This is a genomic window from Collinsella sp. CLA-ER-H10, from assembly GCF_040092475.1.
Taxonomy (GTDB): Bacteria; Actinomycetota; Coriobacteriia; order Coriobacteriales; family Coriobacteriaceae; genus Collinsella.
On record NZ_JBBNLM010000022.1, the window covers coordinates 1 to 22,523 of the forward strand.

Here is a 22,523-nt window from a genome sequence, read left to right on the forward strand (position 1 = left end):
CAGTCCAAGTTTCGGGGCGCAGTTCACTGTCCCCTTTGCGGTGGTTTTGGTGGTGGTTATTTGGCGCCTCGCATGACCTCGTCAAGGGTAACGTTGACGGCGTGCTGCGTCGGCACCCAGTCGACCTTCAGGAACAGCGCGGCCACCGTGATGGGGATATAGCTGAACATAAAGATCGGGAAGGTAAACAGGTTAGTCACCAGACGCCACTTTTGCGCGCAGTGAATGTGCTTGTACTCAAAGATAGTCGTGAGCAGCGCCAGGATAAAGAAGGTCTGATACATCATGGCGAAGGTCATAATGAGCGAAGCGGCGCACGCCTGCATCTCGACTTCGGTAGCCAAGAAACCATGCGAAAGGCCACCCACAATCAAGAACGTCGCATTAGCGAGCATCGAGATCAGCGATAGCAGCATACCCGGGGCGATCGTCATGAACATGTCGTAGGCGGCAAAGCGATGATAGCGGAACGTCGACTTGACCAGATGCTTACCGTAGGTAAAGAACACCTGGTAAAAGCCCTTGGTCCAGCGCATACGCTGCTTCCAGGATGCCTTGAACGTCACGGGTTGCTCGTCAAAGAACTCCGCCGGTGCATAGCCAATGCGAATACCGTGAATAGCGCAGAACGTAGTGAACTGAATGTCCTCGGTCAGCGTGTGGAACTGCCAACCGTGCATGCCCTCGATAACGCTTGACGAGATAAGGTAACCCGAACCCGAAACAGCGCAGGACGTCTTGCAGATATTACGCGCGTTGTTGAGGAAGCGCGCCTCGCGTAGATACCACGTGGCATTAGCAGCCGAGATCCACGAGCTGCCGAAGTTCTTGGAATTGCGATAGCTCGTGACCACATGGAAGCCCTGGTCAAAGGCATCATTCATCTTGGAAACGTAATCGCGGGAGATAACGTTATCGGCATCGAAGATAAAGTAGCCCTCAAACGTGTCGGGATACTCGTTGAGAATGCGGTCGAAGCCAAAGTCCATGACCCAGCTCTTGCCCTTGCGGGCCAGGTCATTGCGCTCGTAAACAATGGCACCGGCCTCGCGCGCGAGCTGCGCCGTGTTGTCGGTGCAGGCATCGGCGACCACGAAAACCTCGATGAGCTCGGACGGATAATCCTGGTCCTTGATGGAGCGAACGAGGTTGGCGATCACGGCCTCCTCATTATGCGCCGCGATAAAAAAGGCATAGCGATGGAGTTTTTTGGCCTTGGGAGGCGCGACCTCGCCACGAAGAGCGCCAATGACAAAGAAGACCACCTGGTACAGAAAGCAGACCGTGAGCAGCGTGACGACAATCTGGTTGAAGATCACGATGGGTGTGTTGGTTTGTAAAAAGGCGAGCATGCAGGCTCCCAGCAACGCGTAACGTAAACAATTGTATATCTTACCGCAGGCTTACCGAGTTCAAGAAACCACCTAATACTGGCTAGGCTTCGAGAAGACCGAGCTGCGGAACGATTTCATCTCCAACGGCCGTGCGACCGAGCGAGCGCGGAGCCAGATCGTCGAGAACCGCAGCGAGATCCCACGGCAACTCGTCGCGGCACTCAATGCGCTCCCCCGTCACGGGATGGTCGAACGCCACGCGCCAGGAATGAAGGAACTGCCTGGTCAGGCCCTGGTCGGCGCGCGCATCGCACTTGCCGTAGAGTGGATCGCCCACGCAGGCGTGGTTGATATGACGCATATGCACGCGAATCTGGTGCGTGCGACCGGTAAACAGATGGCACTCAACGAGCGTATAACCATCGTCAAAGCGCGTGGAATCAAAGCGCTCGAGGACTTTAAAGGTCGTAATGGCCTGACGGGCAAAGGGGTCGTCCGAAACCGCCATCTTGACGCGGTCGCGCGTAGAACGGGCGATACCGGTATTGATGGTGCCCTCGTCCATGGCGATGTGCCCGTGGACAAGCGTGATATAGCGGCGGTCGAGCGCACGCGTGCGAATGAGATTTTGAAGCGCGCGCTGGGTGTCGTCGTCTTTTGCCGCGAGCATAAGGCCCGAGGTATCGCGATCCAGGCGATGCACGATGCCGGGGCGGTCCTCACCCTGCACGGTACCAAGATGATCGATACCGCAGTGGTAGACCAAGGCGTTCGCAAGCGTGCCGCTCTCGTGGCCGTGGGCGGGATGGCACACCAGCCCGCGCTGCTTGGAGAGCACAATGAGATAGTCGTCCTCATAGCGAATGTCGAGCGGGATGGCCTCGGGAATCACATCAGTGGGATCGTGCGGCTCGGGCAGGTCGACCGAGATGCGGTCACCGGCGCGTACGGCATACTTTTTTGACAGACAGGTCTCGCCGTTCACGATTACGGCGCCGCCCTCGATCAGATACGCGCAGGCAGAGCGCGTGGGGCAGCCGTCGTTGGCACCCAAAAAGGCGTCGAGACGCTGGCCAGAGCAATCGTCGGCAACAAGAATATGGATGTCGGCCATTAACGATCATTCCTTTCGCGAATCTTGCGGGCACGCTCCCCACGCTGCTTGGCTTTGCGCTTAGCGCGGGCCTCATCACGGGCATTGAGCTCAGCAGTCGCATCGACCTCGCGAGCGGCGGGACTCAAGAACATGTAACCGATAAGCGCCAGCACAACACCGACCGTAATGCCGATATCGGCCACATTGAAGACGGGAAAGTCGATGAAGGTGGTGGCAATAAAATCGGTCACAAAGCCAAAGGCCAAACGATCGATAGCGTTGCCGATAGCACCGCCCGCGACCATAGCCATGCCCACAACCTCCAAGCGAGCAAGCTGGGGCGCGCGAAGCAAGTACACGGCAATGGCGACAATGACCGCAAGCGCCAGCAAAGCAAACGCAACGCCATGTCCCTCGCCCATGCTAAAGGCAGCACCGATATTGCGGACAAACAGGAAGTCGATCACACCGGGGATAACAGTCACATGCAAAGCGTCGCCCACGGCACGAACCGCAAGCTTGGTCAGCTGATCAAAAAGCAGCACAACCAGCACCACCCCACCAGCAACACCTAACCGCCAGCGCAAAGGCGGCGTCATATCCCCAGCACGACCCAAAGAAATCCCCTACCCTCAAGATCATCGAATTACGTTTAATACAAAGAACTATCTTATATTGCCATACGCAGAACGCACGACATATCCACCAACGCAAGCGAAATAACCAGCTAAAAACGAAAGCGACATTCCGAATAACGGAATGTCGCTTAATAGCTTTCGACTAAAAACGCAAGTCGAAAGAAAGCCTCTAGATCCAGCAATGGAAACGCCACGTTATCGTCACCAACAGCGAAAACGTCCCTAAGCGAGCAAGGTGACGTGAAAGAGGAGGGAAGCGTACTTTGGTACGCGACCGACGATTGAACGTCAGATTGCCGCTTAGGGGCGTTTGCAGCGTCGGTAGGTTACGGCGTTCTACGAACGCCGTAACCTACAAAGCATCGGCGCAGCGCTTGCAAATATGAGCGTGGCCGTTGTACTCGCCGACGGTGGTGCGGTAGTTCCAGCAACGGTCGCAGCACTCGCCCTCGGCAGCATCAATGCAGACGGAAAGCTCTTCGCCCTGGGTCAGCTCAACATCGGAGACGATGTAGAACTCGGCCAGGTCGACCGCTTTGTCACCAGTCAGCAGCGCGTACATCTCGGCGGGAACGACCGCCTTGACGCGAACCTGCTGGCTCTTGGTGAAGGTGCCGGCAGAACGGGCATCCTCAAGGGCCTTGGTCACGGCGCTACGGAGCTCAAGAGAAGCCTCGAGCACGCCCTCGAACTCATTGGCCTCGTCGACCGTGATGGGCGACTTGTACCAATCGAGCAGCGCGGCGTACTTCTGGTGATCGACGCAGCCAGCGGGCGCATATGCCATGGCCTCGTCAACCGTGTAGGACAGGATCGGCTGCAGGTCGCGCATGAGCATCGAGAAGAGCTCGGCCAGCACGGTCTGGGCGCTGCGACGCTCGAGCGAGCCGGGCTTGTCGCAGTACAGACGGTCCTTCAGGGCGTCGAGGTACACGTTGGAGAGCTCGGTAACCACGAAGTCATAAAGCGCACGGTAGGCGCGCGGGAACTCGTAGCTGGCGTAGGCGTCGTCGACCTCGGCCTGAACCTGAGTCAGGCGGGCAACCATGAGCTTATCGAGCGGCAGCAGGTCGGCAAAGGCGACGCCGTCGGTCTCGGGCTCAAACTGACCCTCGAGCTCGGAGAGCAGGAAGCGCAGCGTGTTGCGGAAACGACGGTAGGCATCGGACGTACGAGCAAGGATCTCGTGGTCGATGGACACGTCGGAGCTGGTATCGACGGATGCAACCCACAGACGGATGATGTCAGCGCCCATCTCGTCGCAGACCTTATTGGGGTCGATGACGTTGCCGAGCGACTTGGACATCTTACGGCCCTGGCCGTCGAGGGTGAAGCCCTGCGAGACAACCGCCTTGTACGGAGCGTGGCCGTTGGCGCCCACCGAGGTGAGCAGCGAGCTTTGGAACCAACCGCGGTGCTGGTCGGAGCCCTCGAGGTACACATCAGCCGGATACTCCAGCTCGGGACGGTACTCGCAGACGGCCTTCCAAGAGACGCCGGAATCCCACCACACGTCGAGGATGTCCTTATCGGCCTTGAGGTGATGGCCGCCGCACTTGGGGCAGACGCAGGCCTCGCCCAGGTAGCTCTCGGGAGCGTCGGTGAACCAGGCGTCGGAGCCCTTCTCGTGGAAGAGCTTGATGACGGCGTCGAGCGTGGCGTCGTTCATGACCTTCTCACCGCAGTCGGCGCAAGTGTAGCTGGGGATAGGCACGCCCCAGTTGCGCTGACGGCTGATGCACCAGTCGGGACGCTGCTCGACCATGGCGCCGATGCGGTTGGCCGCGTGGGCCGGATACCACTTAACGTTCTCGCGGACCTCTTTGCCAGCCTGCTCGCGCAAGCCGGTCTTGTCCATCGAGACAAACCACTGGTCGGTAGCACGGAAGAGCACCGGGTGCTTGCAGCGCCAGCAGTGCGGATAGCTGTGCGTGATCTTCTTCTCGAGGACCAGGGTGCCGCGCTCGCGCAGGAACTCGATGATGTGCGGGTTGGCCTCGTCGGTATCCATGCCGCTGAAGGGGCCGCCGGTGCCAAACTCCTCGCCGGTGTAGAACTTGCCGTCGTCATCGACCGGCATGCAAATGTCGGTGATGCCCTCCTTGAGGCAGGCGAAGTAGTCGTCGACGCCGTGACCGGGCGAGTTGTGGACGATACCGGTACCGTCATCGACACCGACGTAATCGGCCAACAGTGCCACGCCCTCAACACCGTCAAAGATCGGCTGCTTATAGTGAATGTGATGGAAGGTCTCGGCGGGAACCACATAGGGCTTGCCGTCGACCACAACCGGGGTGTACTCCCAGCCAAACTCCTCGCAGCACTTGGGAGCCAGGTCCTCGAGCATGACCTCGGCGCGGTCGTCGTGCTCAACGGCGACGTAGGCGGCACCGGGCTTGAGAGAAACTGCCTGGTCGGAGGGGATGGTCCACGGCGTGGTCGTCCAGATGATAAAGTCAACCGGGCCGTCGAAGTTCTCGAGGCCGACGGGCTTGGAGGTCATCTCAAAGCGCACGAAGATGGACGGGCTCGTCTCGTCGGAGTACTCAATCTCGGCCTCAGCAAGTGCGGTATGGCAGTGCTTGCACCAGTGGACGGGCTTGTGACCGCGATAGATCATGCCCTTGTCGAACATGGCCTTGAAAACCTCGATGTCGGCGGCGTCATGCTGGTGATAGAGCGTCAGATAGGGGTTGTCCCAATCGCCGAGCACGCCCAGGCGACAGAAGCCGGCCTTCTGCAGCTCGATGTTCTCGACAGCGAACTTATTGCAAAGCTCACGGATCTTAGCCGTGGAGGTCTGGTTGAACTTCTCGGTGCCGAGCTTCTCCTCGACCTTATGCTCGATCGGCTGGCCATGGCAGTCCCAACCGGGAACATAGGGAACCTCATAGCCCTGCATCATCCAGTAGCGGTTGATCATGTCCTTGGAGATCTTGTTCATGGCGTGGCCGATGTGGATCGGGCCGTTGGCGTACGGAGGGCCGTCGTGCAGCACGAACTTCTTGTGACCCTCGTTCTTCTTCAGAACCTGCTCGTAGACCTTGTTGTCCTGCCAGTCCTTGAGTCGCTTGGGCTCGGACTTGGAAAGACCGGCACGCATGGGAAAACCGGTTTTGGGCAGATTCATCGTCTGCTTGTACTCGTTTGCCACGGTACCCCTTTCATGTCGTGGGCGCGCACGCCCGTTGGGCACCAAAAAAGCGCCCGTCCCTACAAGCTGGGACGAAGCGCCACAAAAACGGGCTGTATGCCCGCAAAAGCTCTTCGTTTAACCACCCAGCTTAGATGCCCTCGCCCGCGTATTCGCGCGCTCGCATCCGTTACTCGGCTGGCCTGTATCGACGACCATCTCGGCGATATCTACTAAGACGTGCCTGCGCGGCACGTCCGTTGGGACCGCAGCTCCGGGGTGATTTTCATCGGTCGCATGCACGGGTTCTCAGCGCTCCCCGCTCTCTGTGGCATGCGGACGGCCGACTACTCGTCCCCATCAACGCTTATGCGGAGTATGCTAGCACGTTCCGCGCCGGCGAGAAACCCTCAACACTGGTTTCATACGTAAGAAATTTCTCGTGGTCGTTAGCCTTCTCTAGGAGCAAAATACCTGAAAGCACTTTAACTAACGAAAGAAGGCTGCCATGCGCACAATCGGAATGAGCGACTACACCGTTGGCGAGGATTGCTTTACCGAGCTGCCCGCCGCACTGGCGGAGTACGGCGCGAAGAAAGTCGCCATCATTGGTGGCAAGCGAGCCCTAGCTGCGGCGCTGCCGGGCATCGAGGCGGCGCTTGAAGGTACCGACGTCGAGATTCTGGAGACGCGCGTCTACGGCACCAACAGTACGCGCGCCAATATCGCCAAGGTCGTGAACTCCCCCGCTTGCCAGCAGGCAGACGTGCTTATCGCCTGTGGCGGCGGCAAGGCACTCGACACCGTCAAGACAGCGGCAATCGAGCTCAAGAAGATTGTCTTTACGGTGCCGACGATTTGCTCTAACTGTTCCGCCGCGACCGCCATTGCCGTCGTCTACAACGACGATGGATCGCTCGAGGGCTATTCGTACCCCAACCGACCGGCGCACATCTTCATCAATCCCAAGATCATCGCCGAGGCTCCGGCGGAGTACTTCTGGGCCGGCGTGGGCGACGCCCTGTCCAAGCAGCCCGAAGTCGAGTACGCCACGAGCGCCGGCGACCTGGAGCACACCGCCGGCCTTGGCCTGGCTCTTGCCCACACCTGTTCCGAGCCGCTGTTTACCTACGGTGTTCAGGGTCTTGAGGACGTTCGTCAGAATCTGTCGAGCGAGGCCGTCAAGCAGATCGCGCTCGACATCGTGGTCAACACGGGCTATGTCTCGAACCTGACCAACCAGAACGATTACTACTACAACTCGAGCGTGGCGCACGCGTTCTACAACGCCACCTGCAGCATTCCGCGTGAGGGCACCTACCTGCACGGCGAAGTCGTAAGCCTGGGCGTGCTGGTGTTGTTCGCCTACACGGGCGACACCGAGAACCTTAAGCGCTATGCTGACTTCAACAAGCAGATGGGGCTGCCCGTAACGCTTGAGCAGGTCGGGCTTTCCGAGACCGATATCCCTGCCCTGTGCGAGCACGCGCACGCCACCAACGAGTGGAAGCAAGGCAACCCGGAGCCCTTCACCGACGAAAAATTCGCCGCCGCCATCAAGGCCGCCAACGCCTACGGCCACACGCTCTAGACCCAGGCCAAAACCACTACAAGGGAGCAGCACCTTTGTGGTGGTTTTTTATTGCTCCAGCATGCTGGGGTCGAACTCGCTAGCCGGGATCACGCGATAACCGTGGCGGAGCAGTAAATCAACGAAGACGCCGTTGCCCGCCGTAAGGGTGCCGCTGAATGTTCCGTCGTAGATGCGACCCGCGCCGCACGAGGGACTACGGTCCTGCAGGATGCACGCGGCGATCTCTTCCGGCCCGCCCGCCTGCTCGCACATATCGAGCGCTCGTTGGGCACCCAGGCGAAATTCGCGATTGACCGATATGCCCTCGCAGGTACGAACCTCTCCGTTCACAATCTCGGACGGCTTGCGCGGCGTGGGCAGGCCCCCAAAGACCTCAGGGCACACCAAGAGGACCTCGGTCCCTGTACGCTCGCAGGCCTCGACCAACTCGCGATGGTAGTTGTCGAGCCCGTTATACTTGCAGCTCTCGCCCATCAAGCAGGCGCTCACCACGATCTTCATTTCCATCCCTCTCAAGCAAAACGCCCCATTTGAGAAAGCTGCTCAAATGGGGCGTCGGCGTTTACTGGCTCGACCGCGGCGTTACTGTTGCTTGGGCATCAGCGGATTCTCGCGCGTGAGGAGGTTCATGAACTCCTCACCCGTGATGGTCTCCTTCTTGTACAGATAACGAGCCAGCTCATGGAGCTTGAACTTGTTTTCCTTGAGGATCTGCAGGGCGCGATCGTGCGCGTCCTCGATCAGCTTAGCGACAATCGCGTCCACACGCTCGGCCGTACCAGGGGCGCAGGTGAGCGACGTGTCCTGATTGAGATACGCGTTCTGCACGGTACCGAGCGCCATCATGCCAAACTCGTCGGACATACCAAAGCGCGTCACCATGTTACGGGCAAGCTTGGTGGCCTGTTCGATATCGTTGGCGGCACCGGTCGTCATCTCGCCAAAGATGAGTTCCTCGGCCGCACGGCCGCCGCAGTAGACGGCGAGCTTGTCCAAGACCTCCTGGCGTGTCGTCAGGAAGCGCTCGTCCTCCTCGACCTGCATGGTATAGCCAAGAGCACCGCTCGTGCGCGGCACGATGGTGATCTTGGTAACCGGCGCGGAACCCTTTTGGCGGGCAGCGACGATAGCATGGCCGATCTCGTGGTAGGAAACGACCTGCTTCTCGTGGTCGGAAAGCACCGTGGACTTACGCTGTTGGCCGGCAATGACGACCTCCACCGACTCCTCGAAGTCGTCCTGGGTTGCACGCTTGCGACCCTCGCGAACGGCGCGCAGGGCGCCCTCGTTGATGATATTGGCCAGGTCGGCGCCCGAGGCACCGGGCGTGGCGCGGGCAATCGCGGTCAGATCGATCGGCGGCTCGGTCTTCACACTCTTGGCGTGAAGCTCGAGGATGTTCTTACGGCCGGTCAGATCGGGCAACTCGACGGGGATGCGGCGGTCAAAACGACCGGGGCGCAGCAGCGCCGGATCGAGACTGTCGGGGCGATTGGTTGCGGCAAGGACAACGATACCCTTGTGGTTATCGAAGCCATCCATCTCGGTCAGCAACTGATTGAGCGTCTGCTCACGCTCGTCGTTGCCGCTAAAACCGCCGCCATCGCGCTTCTTACCGATGGTATCGATCTCGTCGATAAACACGATGCACGGGGCCTTTTCCTTGGCCTGCTTAAAAAGGTCACGCACCTTGGCGGCGCCACGGCCGACGAACATCTCGACGAACTCAGAACCCGAAATGCTAAAGAACGGAACACCAGCCTCGCCGGCAACAGCCTTGGCTAGCAGGGTCTTACCGGTACCCGGAGGGCCAACAAGGAGAGCACCGCGCGGCAGCTTGGCGCCAATCTCCTCGTAGCGCTGCGGCTTCTCCAGAAAGTCGACGACCTCCTTGAGGGACTCCTTGGCCTCTTCCTGGCCGGCGACGTCCTTAAAGGTCACGCCCACGTCCTTGGAGGCGATCACGCGCGCGCCGGACTTACCCAGTCCGCCGCCGCCAAAACCGCCGCCGCCAAAGTTCATCGACGGGCCGTCATCGCCCATAGCCTTCTTCATGCGGCGGTTGAGCCACCAACCGATGAGGAAGAAAATCGCCATGGGAAGAATGAGCGTGAGCAGGTAGTAGGTCATCAAACCCGAGTTTTTATCGGGAACGACCGACTCCAGCGAAGCGCCAGACTCAAGCACGCGATCGGTAAAGCCCGCATCGTTCGGCACACCGGTCGTCTTATAGGCGATGTTCTCGTCCTCGCCCTTCTTGGTGTAATAAATCGAGTAATCGTCCGTGTTGTACTCGACCTTGTCGACACTCTTCTTATCGAGCGCTTTGACAAACGTCGAGTAATCGGTCTTCGTAATCTGCTGCGTGTGACCGATGTTAGGGAACAGAACGGTCGAGAGCACGAGGTAGACGACGAAGGCGATGAGCACGTAGAGGATCATATTCCGTCTACGCTTGTTGTCATCCATCTCCATCTGCTTGAACTCCATCTACTGGGGTTGATAATGCTAACTAGAATACCCAACCCGGCCGGCGATAAACCGACGCCGGGCACGAAAGGACAGAGATGGCATCACTGTAAGTCGGCAAGGTTCAAATCTATACAGGCGACGGCAAGGGCAAGACGACGGCTGCGCTGGGGCTCGCGCTGCGCGCGACGGGCTACGGACTCGACGTTCTTAGGCTGCAGTTTGCCAAGAAACTTCACTGCGCCGAGCATGATGCGGCGCCCCGTTTGGGTCTGCGCATCGTACAAGCCGACCGCGACACGCCCGAGGCCTGCGCGGCACAGATTCTGGAGCTAGCACGCGAGCAGATCTCGCAGGTCGATGTGCTCATCCTGGACGAACTCGGCGAAGCGATGCGCCGCGGCTTTGTAACGCGCAAGGATGTGGAGGGGCTGATCGCGCAGAAGCCCGCCACCACGGAGCTCGTGCTAACCGGCCGCGGCCTGCTGCCCCTCGCGAACCTCGCCGACCTTGTCACCGAAATGCGCCCCATCAAACACTACTTCGACGAAGGACTCCTAGCCCGCCAAGGCATCGAATACTAGCCATTGGGGACGTCCCGAATGGCTAGGCGGTGGCGCGGCCGAGCCAGTTGCCGCTGTGGTGGTAGATGGTGAACATCGTGGCCGTAATGAGCCACGTTACGGGGTAGACCAGCAGTAGATGCTCGAGCGACGGATCGAAGGGCATGATCGCAAACACCCAGATCACCCTCAAGACAACGGTGCCAAAGATGGTGAGCATCATAGGCTGCAAACTCACGCCGGCGCCGCGGATGGAACCCGAGGCGTTCTCGATAATCGAGAAAATCGCATAGAACGGCGCAATGAAATGGAGGATAGTCGTGGTGTACGCCGAAATCAAAGCATCGTCGACAAACAAACGCGACAGCGGGCCCGAGAACACCAGCAGCACGGCAGACAGGCCACCAATGAGCATAAACGACAGCGCGAGCGACGTATGGTAGCCCTTGCGCATGCGCTCGTAGTTGCGCGCGCCAAAGTTCTGCGCCGAGAACGTAGTGATCGATACGCCGAGCGCCTCGGTCACCATCCAGATAATGCCATCCAGGCGCCCAGATAGACCCCAAGCAGTCGTGACATCGGCGCCAAACGAATTAACCGATACCTGGATCAGCACGTTCGAGATCGAATAGGCAGCCGATTGAAAACCGAGTGGCAGACCACACGAGATCATACTCTTGCAAATACCGCGATCGATACCGAGCTTAGACAGCGAAAGACGCCATGCACCCGGAGCGCGCATCATGCGCAACACGATCATCGTTGCATTGGAGCAAATGGTCAGCGCCACCGCGATGCCGCAGCCCAGCGCCTCCATATGCAACACAGCGACAAAAATGATATCCAGCACCACGTTAACCAGGCAGCCAGAGGCAATGATCACGGCGGGGCCGCGCGTGTCGCCCACGGCACGCAGCAGTGCGGTTCCCATATTAAGCAGCAGTGCCGCAACCATCGCGGCAAAATAACAGCGAGCATAGGCCACGCCCTCGGCCAATAGTTCATGCGGCGTGTTCATAAGCACCAGCATGGGCTCAACGAACACTATGCCAAGAATCGAGAAAGCGATACCGCCCACCAGCGCGAGCGTCATGGCTGTATGGACCGAACGACTCAGTCGCTCATCATCGTGCTGGCCAAAATACTGACCGGTAATGACCGCGCAGCCGGCGCCGACGCCAACGCAAAAGCCAATGCAGAGCTCGGTGAGCACCATCGTGGCTTGAATGCCACCCAGCGCGAGCTTGCCGCCAAACTGGCCAACGATATACGTACCGATAAGCATGTAGGCCTGCTGAAAAAACGAACTAAAAAAGATGGGAACGCACAGCGACAGCAGCTGTTGCCAAATGACACCCTGCGTTACATCGATAGCCGTAGATTTCTTAGCCACACGCCCTCCCCGCCAACGTATGTTAAACAACAAAACGGCAATTTAAGACCAAAGCAAATACCAGCTTAGCACCGACCGGCGTCGACCGAAACACCCCGAATCAGAGCCCAGTGCAAAATATCTGCCTAGTGATACAAACCCGGCTGGTAGTGATACTCATTGCTCACGTGCGGGCACAGCTGCCAAAAGGCGACGGCGCTCGCCGCGGCCACGTTGAGCGAATCGACCCCGTGCGCCATCGGAATGCGCACCGCGTGGTCACAGCCGGCAATGGTCTTGGCGCCCAAGCCGGCACCCTCGGTGCCCATAAAAATCGCCAAGCGATCAATCTTCCGCAGTACAGGATCATCAAGCGAAACAGAGTCGTCCGTCAACGCCATAGCGGCACACGAAAAACCGGCATCGTGCAACGCGCTCAGACCATCATGCGGCCACACACGAGCCTCGCTGCCAATGCGCGTCCACGGCACCTGAAACACGGTGCCCATGCTCACGCGGGCCGAGCGACGATACAGTGGATCGCAGCACGTCGGGCTGACCAAAATACCGTCAACGTTCAATGCGGCAGCCGAGCGGAAAATCGCGCCAACATTGGTGTGATCGACAATACCCTCAAGCACGCACACGCGCACCGGACGACCCCCCGCCGCCTCGACAACGCCGCCCAAGAACTCATCAACCGGAATCTGACGCGGGCGACGGAACGCCGCCAGCGCGCCGCGCGTCACGTTAAAGCCCGTCAACTGCTCCATGAGCTCCATGGAGGCCACGAACACGGGAACCGGACCCGCTCCCTCGCGCACGACAAGCTGGTCAAACAGCGGCATCATCTGGTCGAGCCAGCGCTCGCCCAGAAGAAAGCTCACCGGCTCATATCCGGCGCGAACCGCACGCTCGATGACCTTGGCACTCTCAGCGATAAAAATGCCCTTCTGCGGCTCCAGCACGCAGCGAAGCTCACGCTCGGTCAGTCGCACGTAGGCATCGAGCCGCTCGTCCTCGAGCGAATCAATTCGCAGAACCTCAACGGCATCAGTCATAGCAGCCAGCCCGCACCCTTCTTTACAGCACATCTATACCAAACGAGGCGACGCTAAGCGCCGCCCCATGCATTCAATCAACCCGATGATACCGTTCACGCCAGACGATTTACGCCTCGATGCGACGATACGTCACGAACTCATAATCGACGCCCTCGTCACCCTCACCGGCGGCAATCGTCGCGACCCCGCTACGCTGCGCAATCTCCCACGCAGGATCGGCTTCCAAATCGGGAAAGTACGTATCCACGACATGGACGCAGTGGTTATGCGTGACCTCGGCCTCGACGCAATACGGCAAAAAATGCCGATAGACATCGCCGCCACCGATCACCCAGGCAACGGGCTCATCGGCAACCGCGGCGAGCGCCTCGTCGATACTATGCACCACGTCGACGCCCTCGGGGGCAAAGCTCTCGTCGCGGGTGAGCACGATATTGCGGCGGTTCTTGAGCGGACGCCCGCCGGGAAAACTCAGCAGGGTCTTGCGTCCCATGATAACCGGGCAGCCCTTGGTGCAGGCCACAAAATGGCGCATATCGGCGCGATTGGACACCACCATGTCGCCCTCGCACCCAATGCCCCAATCGTCACACACGGCGACGATAGCAGATAGCTTACACGTCATGAGCACCACCTACACCGCAATGGGAATGTTCTTGACCCGCGGGCCGTGCTCATAGCCCTCGACGATCAGGTCATCGGTCGTAAACGCATAGAAGTCATGCACATCGGGGTTGAGCGTTACCTTGGGTGCCGCAAACTGCGGACGCTCGATAAGCTCGCGGACGATATCGACATGACGATCATAGATATGGGCGTCGGCGATCACGTGCAGCAGCTCACCGGGAATCATATCGACCGACTGCGCGACCATCATCAGCAAAATGGCGTACTGGCACACGTTCCAGTTGTTCGCGGCCAAAATGTCCTGGCTGCGCTGGTTGAGAATCATGTTGAGCGTCGGCTTGTCGTCCTGAGGACGCTGCGTCACGTTATAGGTCACGCTATAGGCACACGGATAAAGGTGCATCTCGGACAGATCGCTAAACACGTACGTATTGGTCATAATGCGGCGACTATACGGCGTGTGCTTAAGGTCGTACAGCACACGGTCCATCTGGTCGAAGTCGCCCTCGGCGTAATGGCTCTTCTGACCAATCTGATAGCCGTAGGCTTTACCGATGGAACCGGTCTCATCGGCCCACTCATCCCAGATATGGCTGTTGAGATCATGCACGTTATTGGACTTCTTTTGATAGATCCACAGAATCTCGTCCATGGCAGACTTAAGCGCCGTACGACGCAGGGTGAGCGCGGGGAACTCCTCGCGCAGATCATAGCGCGCCGTGACACCAAAGTTTTTAATGGTATAGGCAGGGGTGCCGTCCTCCCACACCGGACGGACCTTTTGGCCCTCGGTGGTGGTGCCATGGTCCAAGATATCGCGGCACATGGTTACAAACTGCTGATCAGCTTTGCTCATTGACCCTCCTGTCAGTCGCCTATAAGCGAGATTTATTGTAGCCCAGGCGCGCGAGTGTCGAATTGGACACTTAGTCCGGCACACGCAATGCACGGCAGCGCGGCTCCGCATGCGGCAACGAGGCATCTTAGCCTTTTTCTGACATATGACAGAAATGCCTTGCGCCCAACGACTAACGCGTTATCCTATTGTTGACATATGTCAGATAAGGAGTGTGCATGGCAGGAAGACGCGAAAAACTGCGCCGCGTCGGGATCATCCCCGAATACCGCGGCTTTACCCCCGATGGCCTGGCCAGCGGTGATGCCATCGACATGACCGTCGACGAGCTTGAGGTGCTGCGCCTGTGCGACCTGGAAGGTCTCAACCAAGAGGCGGTCGCCCAGCAGATGGGCATCGCCCGCGCAACGGTGGCGGCCATTTGCAGCCGCGCGCATCGCAAGGTGGCCGAAGCGCTGGTCAACGGACGAGCGCTCGTCATCGCGGGCGGCAATATCGCGTACTCCCCCATCGCCACGACGACGGCCGCATGGCCAGCAAAGGAGGTCGGCACCATGAGGGTGGCAACGACGTACGACAACGGCAACATCTTTATGCACTTTGGCCGCAGCGAGCAGTTCAAGATCTACGACATCCAGGATGGCAAGGTGCTCAACGAGCAGGTCGTAGGCACCGGTGGCACCGGCCACGGCGCCTTGGCGGGCCTGCTTGCCAACGGTGGCGTTGACACGCTCATTTGCGGCGGTATCGGCGGCGGCGCTATCAACGCGCTTGCCCAAGCCGGCATCACGGTCTATGCGGGCGCCCAGGGCAGCTGCGATGCCTGCGTCGAGGCCCTCATTGCCGGCACGCTCGCACAGAACGACGAGGCCACCTGCGACTGCCATGGCCATGACCACGAGCACGCCCATGAGCACGGCGAATCCTGTGGTTGCCACGGCCATCACGAGCACGAGGGCCACGAGGGCTGCGGCTGCCACTAACGGCAAGCATCTCAACGTCAACACGCTTCCGCGCGTGCGACAACCTGCGAACGAACGGCGAAGGCCGCCTGGAATACGATCCAGGCGGCCTTCGCCATACACGACTCAACCAGTCGTTATTTCTTATTGCGCATCTGCGCTTCCATCTGGCGCAGCAGGTCCATATCGGACTTGGGGCCGCCCGTACCCAGGCCGCCCATGCCGCCCAGACCCATAGCGTCCAGGCCAGGGATATTGGGCATGCGCATCTTCTTGCCCTTCTTGCCCTTTTTGCCCTTCTTGCCGCCGGCCTGAGCCTGATTGGCCATCGTGCGCATGCGGCCCATCATCTTGTTCATCTCGCCCCACTGCTTCATAAGGCTATTGACCTCGGTGGGAGTCACGCCGGCGCCCTTGGCAATGCGGGCACGGCGCTGGCCGTTAATGATGGAAGGACGCAGACGCTCCTCCTTGGTCATCGACATGATGATGGCCTCGTTCTTGTCGAAGATGCCCTCGTCCAGGTTGCCGCCCATCTGGTTGAGCGCACGCTGGCCGCCGGGGAGCATGCCCAGGATGCCCTTCATGCCGCCCATCTTCTTGACGGCCTTCATCTGGTCGAGCATGTCATTCATGGTGAAGCCCTCGCGCAGCATGCGCTCGGCGGCCTCGAGCTGCTCGGCATCGGCGGCCTCCTGGGCCTTCTCGATAATTCCGACAACGTCGCCCATACCCAGAATGCGCTTGGCCATACGATCGGGGTAGAACGGCTCAAGCGAATCGGGTTTCTCGCCCATGCTCACGAACTTGATGGGCTTGCCGGTCACCTGGCGCACGGAAAGCGCGCCGCCGCCACGAGCGTCGCCATCGAGCTTGGAGATGATCACGCCGTCAAAGTCGGTGCGCTCGGCGAAGGTCGAGACGACGTTGACGATATCCTGGCCGGTCATGGCATCGACGACCATCAGCACCTGATCGGGCTTGACAGCCTTCTTGATATCCACGGCCTCCTGCATCATCTGCTCGTCGATCTGCAGACGACCGGCGGTATCGACGATGACCACATCGCGCAGGTGGTCGACGGCCTCCTGGATGGCACCCTTGGCAATGTCGACCGGGTGCGCGCCGTCACCGCGGAAGACTGGCACGCCGATCTCGCCACCGAGCGTGGCCAGCTGGTCGGCAGCGGCGGGACGGTAGACGTCGCACGCGGCGAGCAACGGCGAGCGACCCTGCTTCTTGAGCAGGTAGGCCAGCTTTACGGCAGCCGTGGTCTTACCGGAGCCCTGCAGGCCCACGAGCATGATGACATTGGGAATACGGTTGCTAAAGACGAGCTTGCTCTCGGTGGAGCCGAGCATCTCGGTAAGCTCGTCGAGCACGATCTTGACGACGTTTTGCGCCGGAGAGAGCGACTCCATGACCTCTGCGGTCATGCAGCGCTCCTTAGTCTTGGCGACGAACTCCTTGACAACCTTAAAGTTAACGTCGGCCTCGAGCAGCGCCATGCGAATATCGCGCATGGCCGAAGTAATATCGGCCTCGGTCAGCTTGCCCTTGCCGCGCAGGCGGTCAAATGTGTCGTTGAGGCGATCGCTCAGGGAATCAAACACTAGTCACTCCTTAATTGGACTCGCCCACCAGGGCGCGGCAGAAATCTTTGGCATTGAACTCCTGCAGGTCATCGACCTGCTCGCCCACGCCGATGCGCAGGATCGGGAGCTTGAGCTTCTCGGCCACGGCCATGGCGATGCCGCCCTTAGCCGTGCCGTCGAGCTTAGTCATGATAATACCGTCCAGGCCCAGCGCCTCGTTAAACTCGAGCGCCTGGTTCAGACCGTTTTGGCCCGTCGCGGCGTCGATCACAAGCACGACCGAAACCGGCATGGGACCGGCGGCCATATTGGCGGCGCGCTTACGGGTCACATTGACCACCTTGGCAAGCTCGCGCATGAGCTCAGGGCTCGTGTGTAGACGGCCGGCGGTATCGATAAGCACCAGGTCGCTGCCGCGCTTGTCGGCCTCGTCGAGCACGTCGTAGCAAACACTTGCCGGGTCGGAGCCGCGGTCCCGCTTGATGACGGGGACGCCAGCGCGCTGGCCCCACACATCAAGCTGCTCGATGGCGGCGGCGCGGAAGGTGTCGGCCGAACCGATCACCACGTTCTTGCCGCGGGCAGCCATGGCGCTCGCGATCTTACCGACCGTCGTGGTCTTGCCGGCACCGTTAATGCCCACAAACAGCACGCAGCTCGGCGTATCGGAGAACGGATCTCGCTCGATGGGCACAAAGTGCTGCTCAAGCTGCTCGGCCAGGGCGCGGCGAAGCTGCGGAGCGGTCTTGAGGTTCTTCTTGGCCGCGGCATCGCGCAGGTCATCGGAGACCTTGATAGCGACCTCGGCGCCCATGTCACCCATTACGAGGGTGTCCTCCAGGTCCTCCCAAAAATCCTCGTCGACCTCACCGCCAAAGTAGAAGACCTCGTTGAGGGCCTCGCGGCTGCGCTCAAGTCCGCGCGAGAGAGCATCGAAGAATCCCATTATGCATTCACGACCTTTCCGGTTTCGCGATCGAGTTTTTGCGAGACGACGCGACTGACGCCGTCGGCTTGCATCGAGACGCCATAGAGGACGTCAGCGTCCTCCATAGTACGGCGCTGATGCGAGATAACCAAGAGCTGCGTATCGGAACGCAGCACATCGAGGGCTCCGATGAGCTTGGACAGGTTAGCGTCATCAAGCGCCGCCTCGACCTCGTCCAGCACATAGAACGGAACCGTACGTGTGCGGTACACGGCAAAAAGCAGGGCGAGCGCCGTCAGACTCTTCTCGCCGCCCGACATGAGCATCATCTTGGTGATGCGCTTGCCGCGCGGCTGCGCCACGACCTCGATACCCGTCTCGGCAGGATGCTCGGGATCGGTCATCTCCAGATGAGCCTGGCCGCCCGGGAAGAGCATAGCGAAGATCTCGCGGAAGTTCGCGTCGACCTTCTCAAACGTCACCAGGAAGGCCTTCCGCATCTTGCGATCAATGGCCACCGTGATCTTGGTGAGCGCCTTGCGCGCGCTCTCCAGATCGGCCAGCTGTTCCTCGATGTAGTCGGCGCGGCGCTTGAGCTGCTCGTACTCCTCCATGGCAACTTGGTTAACGGGACCAAGGTTGTTGATCTGGCGCACAAGCTGGTTGAGTTCGCGCTCGGCGGCATCGCGGTCCGTGGGCACCGGAAGCATGAGCGCTTCCTCGAGCACCGTCGTGCCATCGGCGGTAATGGCCTTGATGGCAGCCTCGACCTGCACCTCGAGCTTGCCACGCGCGACCTTGAACTCGTTTTGCGCGGCGGAGGCGGTATCGACTCGCTCCTTAGCGCGGGCAACCTCTGCCTTGGCATCCTCGATGGTCTTCTTGAGCGAAGCGGAGTCCGCCTCCTCCAGAGAGGCCTGGTCACGCAGGCGCGCTGCCCAATCCGACGCGCGTTCCAACAGGGCAGAATAGCGTTCGTGCATGGGGTCGACGCGCAGGCGCAGCAGCTCGAGCGAGCGCGAAGCCTGGCGTGTTCCGCGGATACGACGGTCGATGCCCTCAAGACGATGCTCAAGGTCGGGCACGCGGCCCTTCAGCGAACGCAGGCGCTCGCTCGTCTGGGCCAGGCGCACCTTGGCATCGGCGAGCTTACCGGCGGCCTCGGAATCGTCACGGCGAACGCGATCGAGCTCATCGTTGGCCTCGGCAATCTGGAGACCCAGGTCGCTTGCCTGTGCACGCGCCTCGTCACGCGAACGGGTGAGCTCGTCAACGCGCGGGCGCGCGGCACGAACGGCCTCGGCAGCCTGCTCGCGGCGCTTGGAGATGCGCACGCGCTCGACCTCGGCATTGTTGGCGCTTTGCTCCAAGCGGCCGATCTCGGAGAGCAGCGAGCGGCGCTCGCCCTCAAGACGGGCGATCTCACCGGCGGCATCGCCCTCGGCGGCACGGGCCTCCTCGACGGCAACGTTGGCCTCGACGACTTGGTCCGAAGCATGCTCAAAGATGGCAGCCAGATCGGGTTCCAGGCCCTCGAGCTCACGGATGCGGCGCTTGCGCTCCAAGGCACCCAAAGCCTCGCCGGCATCAAGCCCCACGCGCACCAGGCCGCCGCAGGCGACGCGGGCGCCATCGGGGGTCACGTAAGTCACGCCTTCAACGACCGGCGCCGACAGCGCGGCAGCAAGATCGTCAACGACGTAATAGCCGCCGAGCAGCGCCTCGACGACGGGACCGTAGCCTGCGCGCACGGACAGACGATCAACCAGACGGGTACCGGAGGCGCCCTCAGCGGCGGTAGAGCCGCTCACGCCGCGCGCCACCAGCAGTGCCTCGCCCGAGGCCTTCTTTTGGTCCAGAGCCGCACGACCGGCACGCTCAAGCGTGGCGGCGTCATCAAACAGCAGCGCATCGATATCGCCGGCGAGCAATTGCTCAACCAGGCCCTCAAGCTCGCGCGGGGCCTCCAGCACGTCGCCCAGACGACCCAAGACATCGTCGCCCAGCGCACCCACCAGACGGCTCACGAGCGGCGAGCTGTCGGCCATGCGGGCATCGAGTTTCTTTTGGCTGGCAAGCTCCGAGCGCACCTCGGATAACTTGTTGCGTGCCTCGCTCTCACGGGCACGCAGGTCCTTCAGGGCCGCGCGTGCCGTCTCGGTGGCCTCACGCGCATCGACCTGAGCCTGGCGCGCTTCCTCAAGAGCGCCCTCAAGCTCCTCGGCGCGGTCGCGACGGCTCTCGAGCGAAGCCATGACCTCCTCGAGCTGCTCGTCGATCTGCTCCAGGCGCGAGGCATACATGTTGTCCTCGACCTCGGCATTGCTCAGCGAGTCCTTCACCTTGGCGAGCTCGAGCGCGGCGTTGTCGGCCACGCGCTGCACATCGCGTTGCTCACGCGTAAGCTGCGAAATCTGATTGTCGAGCGCCACGCGCCGCTCGTGGAGCTCTGCGGCGGCAGGACCAGCGGCGTCAACGTCCTCCTGGGCCTGCATGTGCGCGCCGGTCACTTCCTCAAGCTGCGCACGCGCGTCCTCGAGCTCCTCGACCACGCGACGACGCTGATGCTCGGAGCTCGAAATCTGCCCGCGCATGTCAGACAGGCGCGACACCATGTTGTGACCCTTTTCCTCGAGCAGGCGCATGTCGGAGTTAATACGGCCGACCACATCTTGCATATGGCGGCGCTGCTCGCCCAAGTCGCCCACAAACAGGCCCTTTTCCTCAAGCATAACCTGGAGCTTCTCGAGCTCGCGCTCTTTCTCACCCAGGCGGTACTGCGCAAGCTCCAGCTCGGCAGCACCTTCCTTGGAGCGGCTCTCCAGGTCGTTCCACTGCGACTGCAGCGAACGAAGCTCATCGACAGCCAGCATCTGCGTAAGCTCGTTCGCGCGCGAGGACAGCTCTTTGTACTTGCGCGCGCGATCGACCTGACGCTCCAGCGGTCGCAGCTGACGGGCGATTTCCTTATTGATGTCGCGGGCACGCATCAGGTGCTCGTCCATCGACTTAATCTTTTTGAGCGCTCGCTCCTTGCGGCGCTTGTGCTTGGAAATGCCGGCGGCCTCCTCGATGAGGGCGCGACGCTCCTCGGGGCGGCTCTGCAAAATGGCGTCGAGCTTGCCCTGGCTGATGATGGAATGCGTATCCTTGCCCAGGCCCGAATCGTGCAGGATGTCCTGAATGTCCATCAGGCGGCACGGACTCGAGTTGATGAGGTACTCGCTTTCGCCCGAGCGATACATGCGACGGGTGATGGCGACCTCGTCAAAGTCGACGGGCAACATATGGTCCGAGTTATCGAGCACCAGCGTGACCTCGGCGACACCCACCGGCTTGCGCGCCGACGAGCCCGAGAAGATGACATCCTCCATGGCCTGGCCGCGCAGCTGCTTGGCGCTCTGCTCGCCCAGGACCCACAGAATCGAGTCAGAGATGTTCGATTTTCCCGAGCCGTTTGGACCGACGATGACGGTCAGGCCCGGCTCAAACGTCATATGGGCGCGGTCGGCAAACGACTTGAACCCCTTGAGCGTAAGGGACTTGAGATACACGGTTCCTCGCTTACACGTGCTTCTTGTTCAGAATCACGCCGTTGGTGGTGTAACCCATGCGGTCGAGCGCTTCAAGCGCGGCAGCCCCCTCGGCTTCCTTCTTTGAGGAGCCGGAGCCGCGACCCTGGCGAATACCATCGATCAAAACCACAGCGGTAAAGGTGGGCGCATGCGCCGGGCCCTCGGAGCCAACGAGCTTGTACGCCGGGGGCTCGTGACCGTCGGCTTGCACGCACTCCTGCAAAAACGACTTGGGGTTCGCAGGATGCTCGGCACGCTCGGAAGCCAAATGCGGCTTAAGCGTACGGTGAATGAACTCCGCCGCAACGTCCCAGCCGGCATCCAGGTACAGCGCGCCCACGAGCGACTCATAGACGTTCTCGAGGGCCGAATGCAGGCCGCGCGCACCGGTACCGGTCTCGGAGGCACCAAAGATAATGATGTCGTCGATGCCCAACTCGTGAGAAACCTCGGATAGCGTGGCGCCCGAGACGAGCGACACCTTCAAGCGAGTGAGCTTGCCCTCGTCAAACTCGGGATAGGACTCAAACAGGGAGCGTGCGACCACAGCGCCCAAAATGGAATCGCCCAAGAACTCAAGGCGCTCATAGCTGGCAGAAACCGGCTGGCCCTCGACTGCCGAGGGATGCGTAAGGGCCGCGCGCAGCAGCACCTTATTGTTGAACTCGTGGCCCAGGATTTCCTGGGCGCGCGTAAGTCGTTCGGATAAAGCCAAGA

Annotated in this window: 17 protein-coding genes; 3 read left to right on the top strand and 14 right to left on the bottom strand. The window is 60.5% G+C overall.

Going from position 1 to position 22,523, the window contains the following annotated elements; all coding sequences use genetic code 11:
* Positions 1–56: 56 nt before the first annotated feature.
* The 4 genes from AAAX36_RS08195 to ileS all read right to left on the bottom strand — a co-directional run bounded on the left by AAAX36_RS08195 (position 57) and on the right by ileS (position 6,222).
* Positions 57–1,352: a glycosyltransferase family 2 protein gene (locus tag AAAX36_RS08195; protein WP_349075031.1), complete on the bottom strand. Its 1,296-nt coding sequence runs from the start codon at positions 1,350–1,352 to the stop codon at positions 57–59.
* 82 nt (positions 1,353–1,434) lie between these two features.
* The gene (locus AAAX36_RS08200; RefSeq protein ID WP_349075033.1) at positions 1,435–2,448 is read right to left on the bottom strand and encodes an RluA family pseudouridine synthase; all 1,014 of its coding nucleotides are present in this window, start codon (positions 2,446–2,448) and stop codon (positions 1,435–1,437) included.
* Positions 2,448–2,975: a signal peptidase II gene (gene lspA / locus AAAX36_RS08205; protein ID WP_349075035.1), complete on the bottom strand. Its 528-nt coding sequence runs from the start codon at positions 2,973–2,975 to the stop codon at positions 2,448–2,450. The genes AAAX36_RS08200 and lspA overlap by 1 nt, the downstream gene beginning before the upstream one ends.
* A 445-nt stretch (positions 2,976–3,420) precedes the next feature.
* Positions 3,421–6,222 (bottom strand): isoleucine--tRNA ligase, encoded by a 2,802-nt coding sequence (ileS, locus tag AAAX36_RS08210; RefSeq protein ID WP_349075037.1) that lies wholly within the window; start codon positions 6,220–6,222, stop codon positions 3,421–3,423.
* Between the two features lie 487 nt (positions 6,223–6,709).
* On the opposite strand from ileS, the gene AAAX36_RS08215 reads away from it, so the two are divergent.
* Positions 6,710–7,792 carry an iron-containing alcohol dehydrogenase family protein gene (locus AAAX36_RS08215; protein ID WP_138112403.1) on the top strand — a complete coding sequence of 361 codons (1,083 nt, stop codon included), beginning with the start codon at positions 6,710–6,712 and terminating at the stop codon, positions 7,790–7,792.
* Positions 7,793–7,840: 48 nt separating this feature from the next.
* On the opposite strand, the gene AAAX36_RS08220 is transcribed toward AAAX36_RS08215, so the two are convergent.
* Together AAAX36_RS08220 and ftsH are read right to left on the bottom strand one after the other, a co-directional pair.
* The gene (locus tag AAAX36_RS08220) at positions 7,841–8,296 is read right to left on the bottom strand and encodes a DUF523 domain-containing protein (protein WP_349075039.1); all 456 of its coding nucleotides are present in this window, start codon (positions 8,294–8,296) and stop codon (positions 7,841–7,843) included.
* 81 nt (positions 8,297–8,377) lie between these two features.
* Positions 8,378–10,270, bottom strand: coding sequence for an ATP-dependent zinc metalloprotease FtsH (ftsH, locus tag AAAX36_RS08225; protein ID WP_171021520.1), 1,893 nt, complete (start codon positions 10,268–10,270; stop codon positions 8,378–8,380).
* A gap of 161 nt (positions 10,271–10,431) precedes the next feature.
* Here ftsH and AAAX36_RS08230 point away from each other — a divergent pair, with 161 nt between their 5' ends.
* On the top strand, positions 10,432–10,848 hold the full coding sequence (locus tag AAAX36_RS08230) for a cob(I)yrinic acid a,c-diamide adenosyltransferase (RefSeq protein WP_229025856.1): 417 nt from the start codon (positions 10,432–10,434) through the stop codon (positions 10,846–10,848).
* A 22-nt stretch (positions 10,849–10,870) separates the two neighbouring features.
* On the opposite strand, the gene AAAX36_RS08235 is transcribed toward AAAX36_RS08230, so the two are convergent.
* From AAAX36_RS08235 to thyA, 4 genes are all read right to left on the bottom strand, one after another.
* Entirely contained in the window at positions 10,871–12,220 is a 1,350-nt protein-coding gene (locus AAAX36_RS08235; RefSeq protein WP_349075040.1) for an MATE family efflux transporter, read from the bottom strand.
* 125 nt (positions 12,221–12,345) lie between these two features.
* The gene (locus AAAX36_RS08240; protein WP_138112397.1) at positions 12,346–13,260 is read right to left on the bottom strand and encodes an RNA methyltransferase; all 915 of its coding nucleotides are present in this window, start codon (positions 13,258–13,260) and stop codon (positions 12,346–12,348) included.
* Positions 13,261–13,369: 109 nt separating this feature from the next.
* Positions 13,370–13,888 carry a dihydrofolate reductase gene (locus AAAX36_RS08245; protein WP_138374836.1) on the bottom strand — a complete coding sequence of 173 codons (519 nt, stop codon included), beginning with the start codon at positions 13,886–13,888 and terminating at the stop codon, positions 13,370–13,372.
* A 9-nt stretch (positions 13,889–13,897) separates the two neighbouring features.
* Entirely contained in the window at positions 13,898–14,746 is an 849-nt protein-coding gene (gene thyA / locus AAAX36_RS08250; protein ID WP_349075043.1) for a thymidylate synthase, read from the bottom strand.
* A gap of 218 nt (positions 14,747–14,964) precedes the next feature.
* Here thyA and AAAX36_RS08255 point away from each other — a divergent pair, with 218 nt between their 5' ends.
* Positions 14,965–15,729: a NifB/NifX family molybdenum-iron cluster-binding protein gene (locus AAAX36_RS08255; RefSeq protein ID WP_195245809.1), complete on the top strand. Its 765-nt coding sequence runs from the start codon at positions 14,965–14,967 to the stop codon at positions 15,727–15,729.
* A 116-nt stretch (positions 15,730–15,845) separates the two neighbouring features.
* Here AAAX36_RS08255 and ffh read toward each other — a convergent pair whose 3' ends face one another.
* Genes ffh through rnc form a run of 4 tightly spaced genes read right to left on the bottom strand, consistent with a single transcriptional unit; the run spans position 15,846 to position 22,521 of the window.
* Positions 15,846–17,321 (bottom strand): signal recognition particle protein, encoded by a 1,476-nt coding sequence (ffh, locus tag AAAX36_RS08260; protein ID WP_035138144.1) that lies wholly within the window; start codon positions 17,319–17,321, stop codon positions 15,846–15,848.
* A 10-nt stretch (positions 17,322–17,331) separates the two neighbouring features.
* Positions 17,332–18,249 carry a signal recognition particle-docking protein FtsY gene (gene ftsY, locus AAAX36_RS08265; protein ID WP_055286404.1) on the bottom strand — a complete coding sequence of 306 codons (918 nt, stop codon included), beginning with the start codon at positions 18,247–18,249 and terminating at the stop codon, positions 17,332–17,334.
* Positions 18,249–21,785: a chromosome segregation protein SMC gene (gene smc / locus AAAX36_RS08270; RefSeq protein WP_196022431.1), complete on the bottom strand. Its 3,537-nt coding sequence runs from the start codon at positions 21,783–21,785 to the stop codon at positions 18,249–18,251. Before smc ends, ftsY begins: the two co-directional genes overlap by 1 nt.
* Before the next feature lie 10 nt (positions 21,786–21,795).
* A complete protein-coding gene (gene rnc / locus AAAX36_RS08275) occupies positions 21,796–22,521 on the bottom strand; it encodes a ribonuclease III (protein WP_055286400.1) in 726 nt (241 codons plus the stop codon).
* Positions 22,522–22,523: the final 2 nt, after the last annotated feature.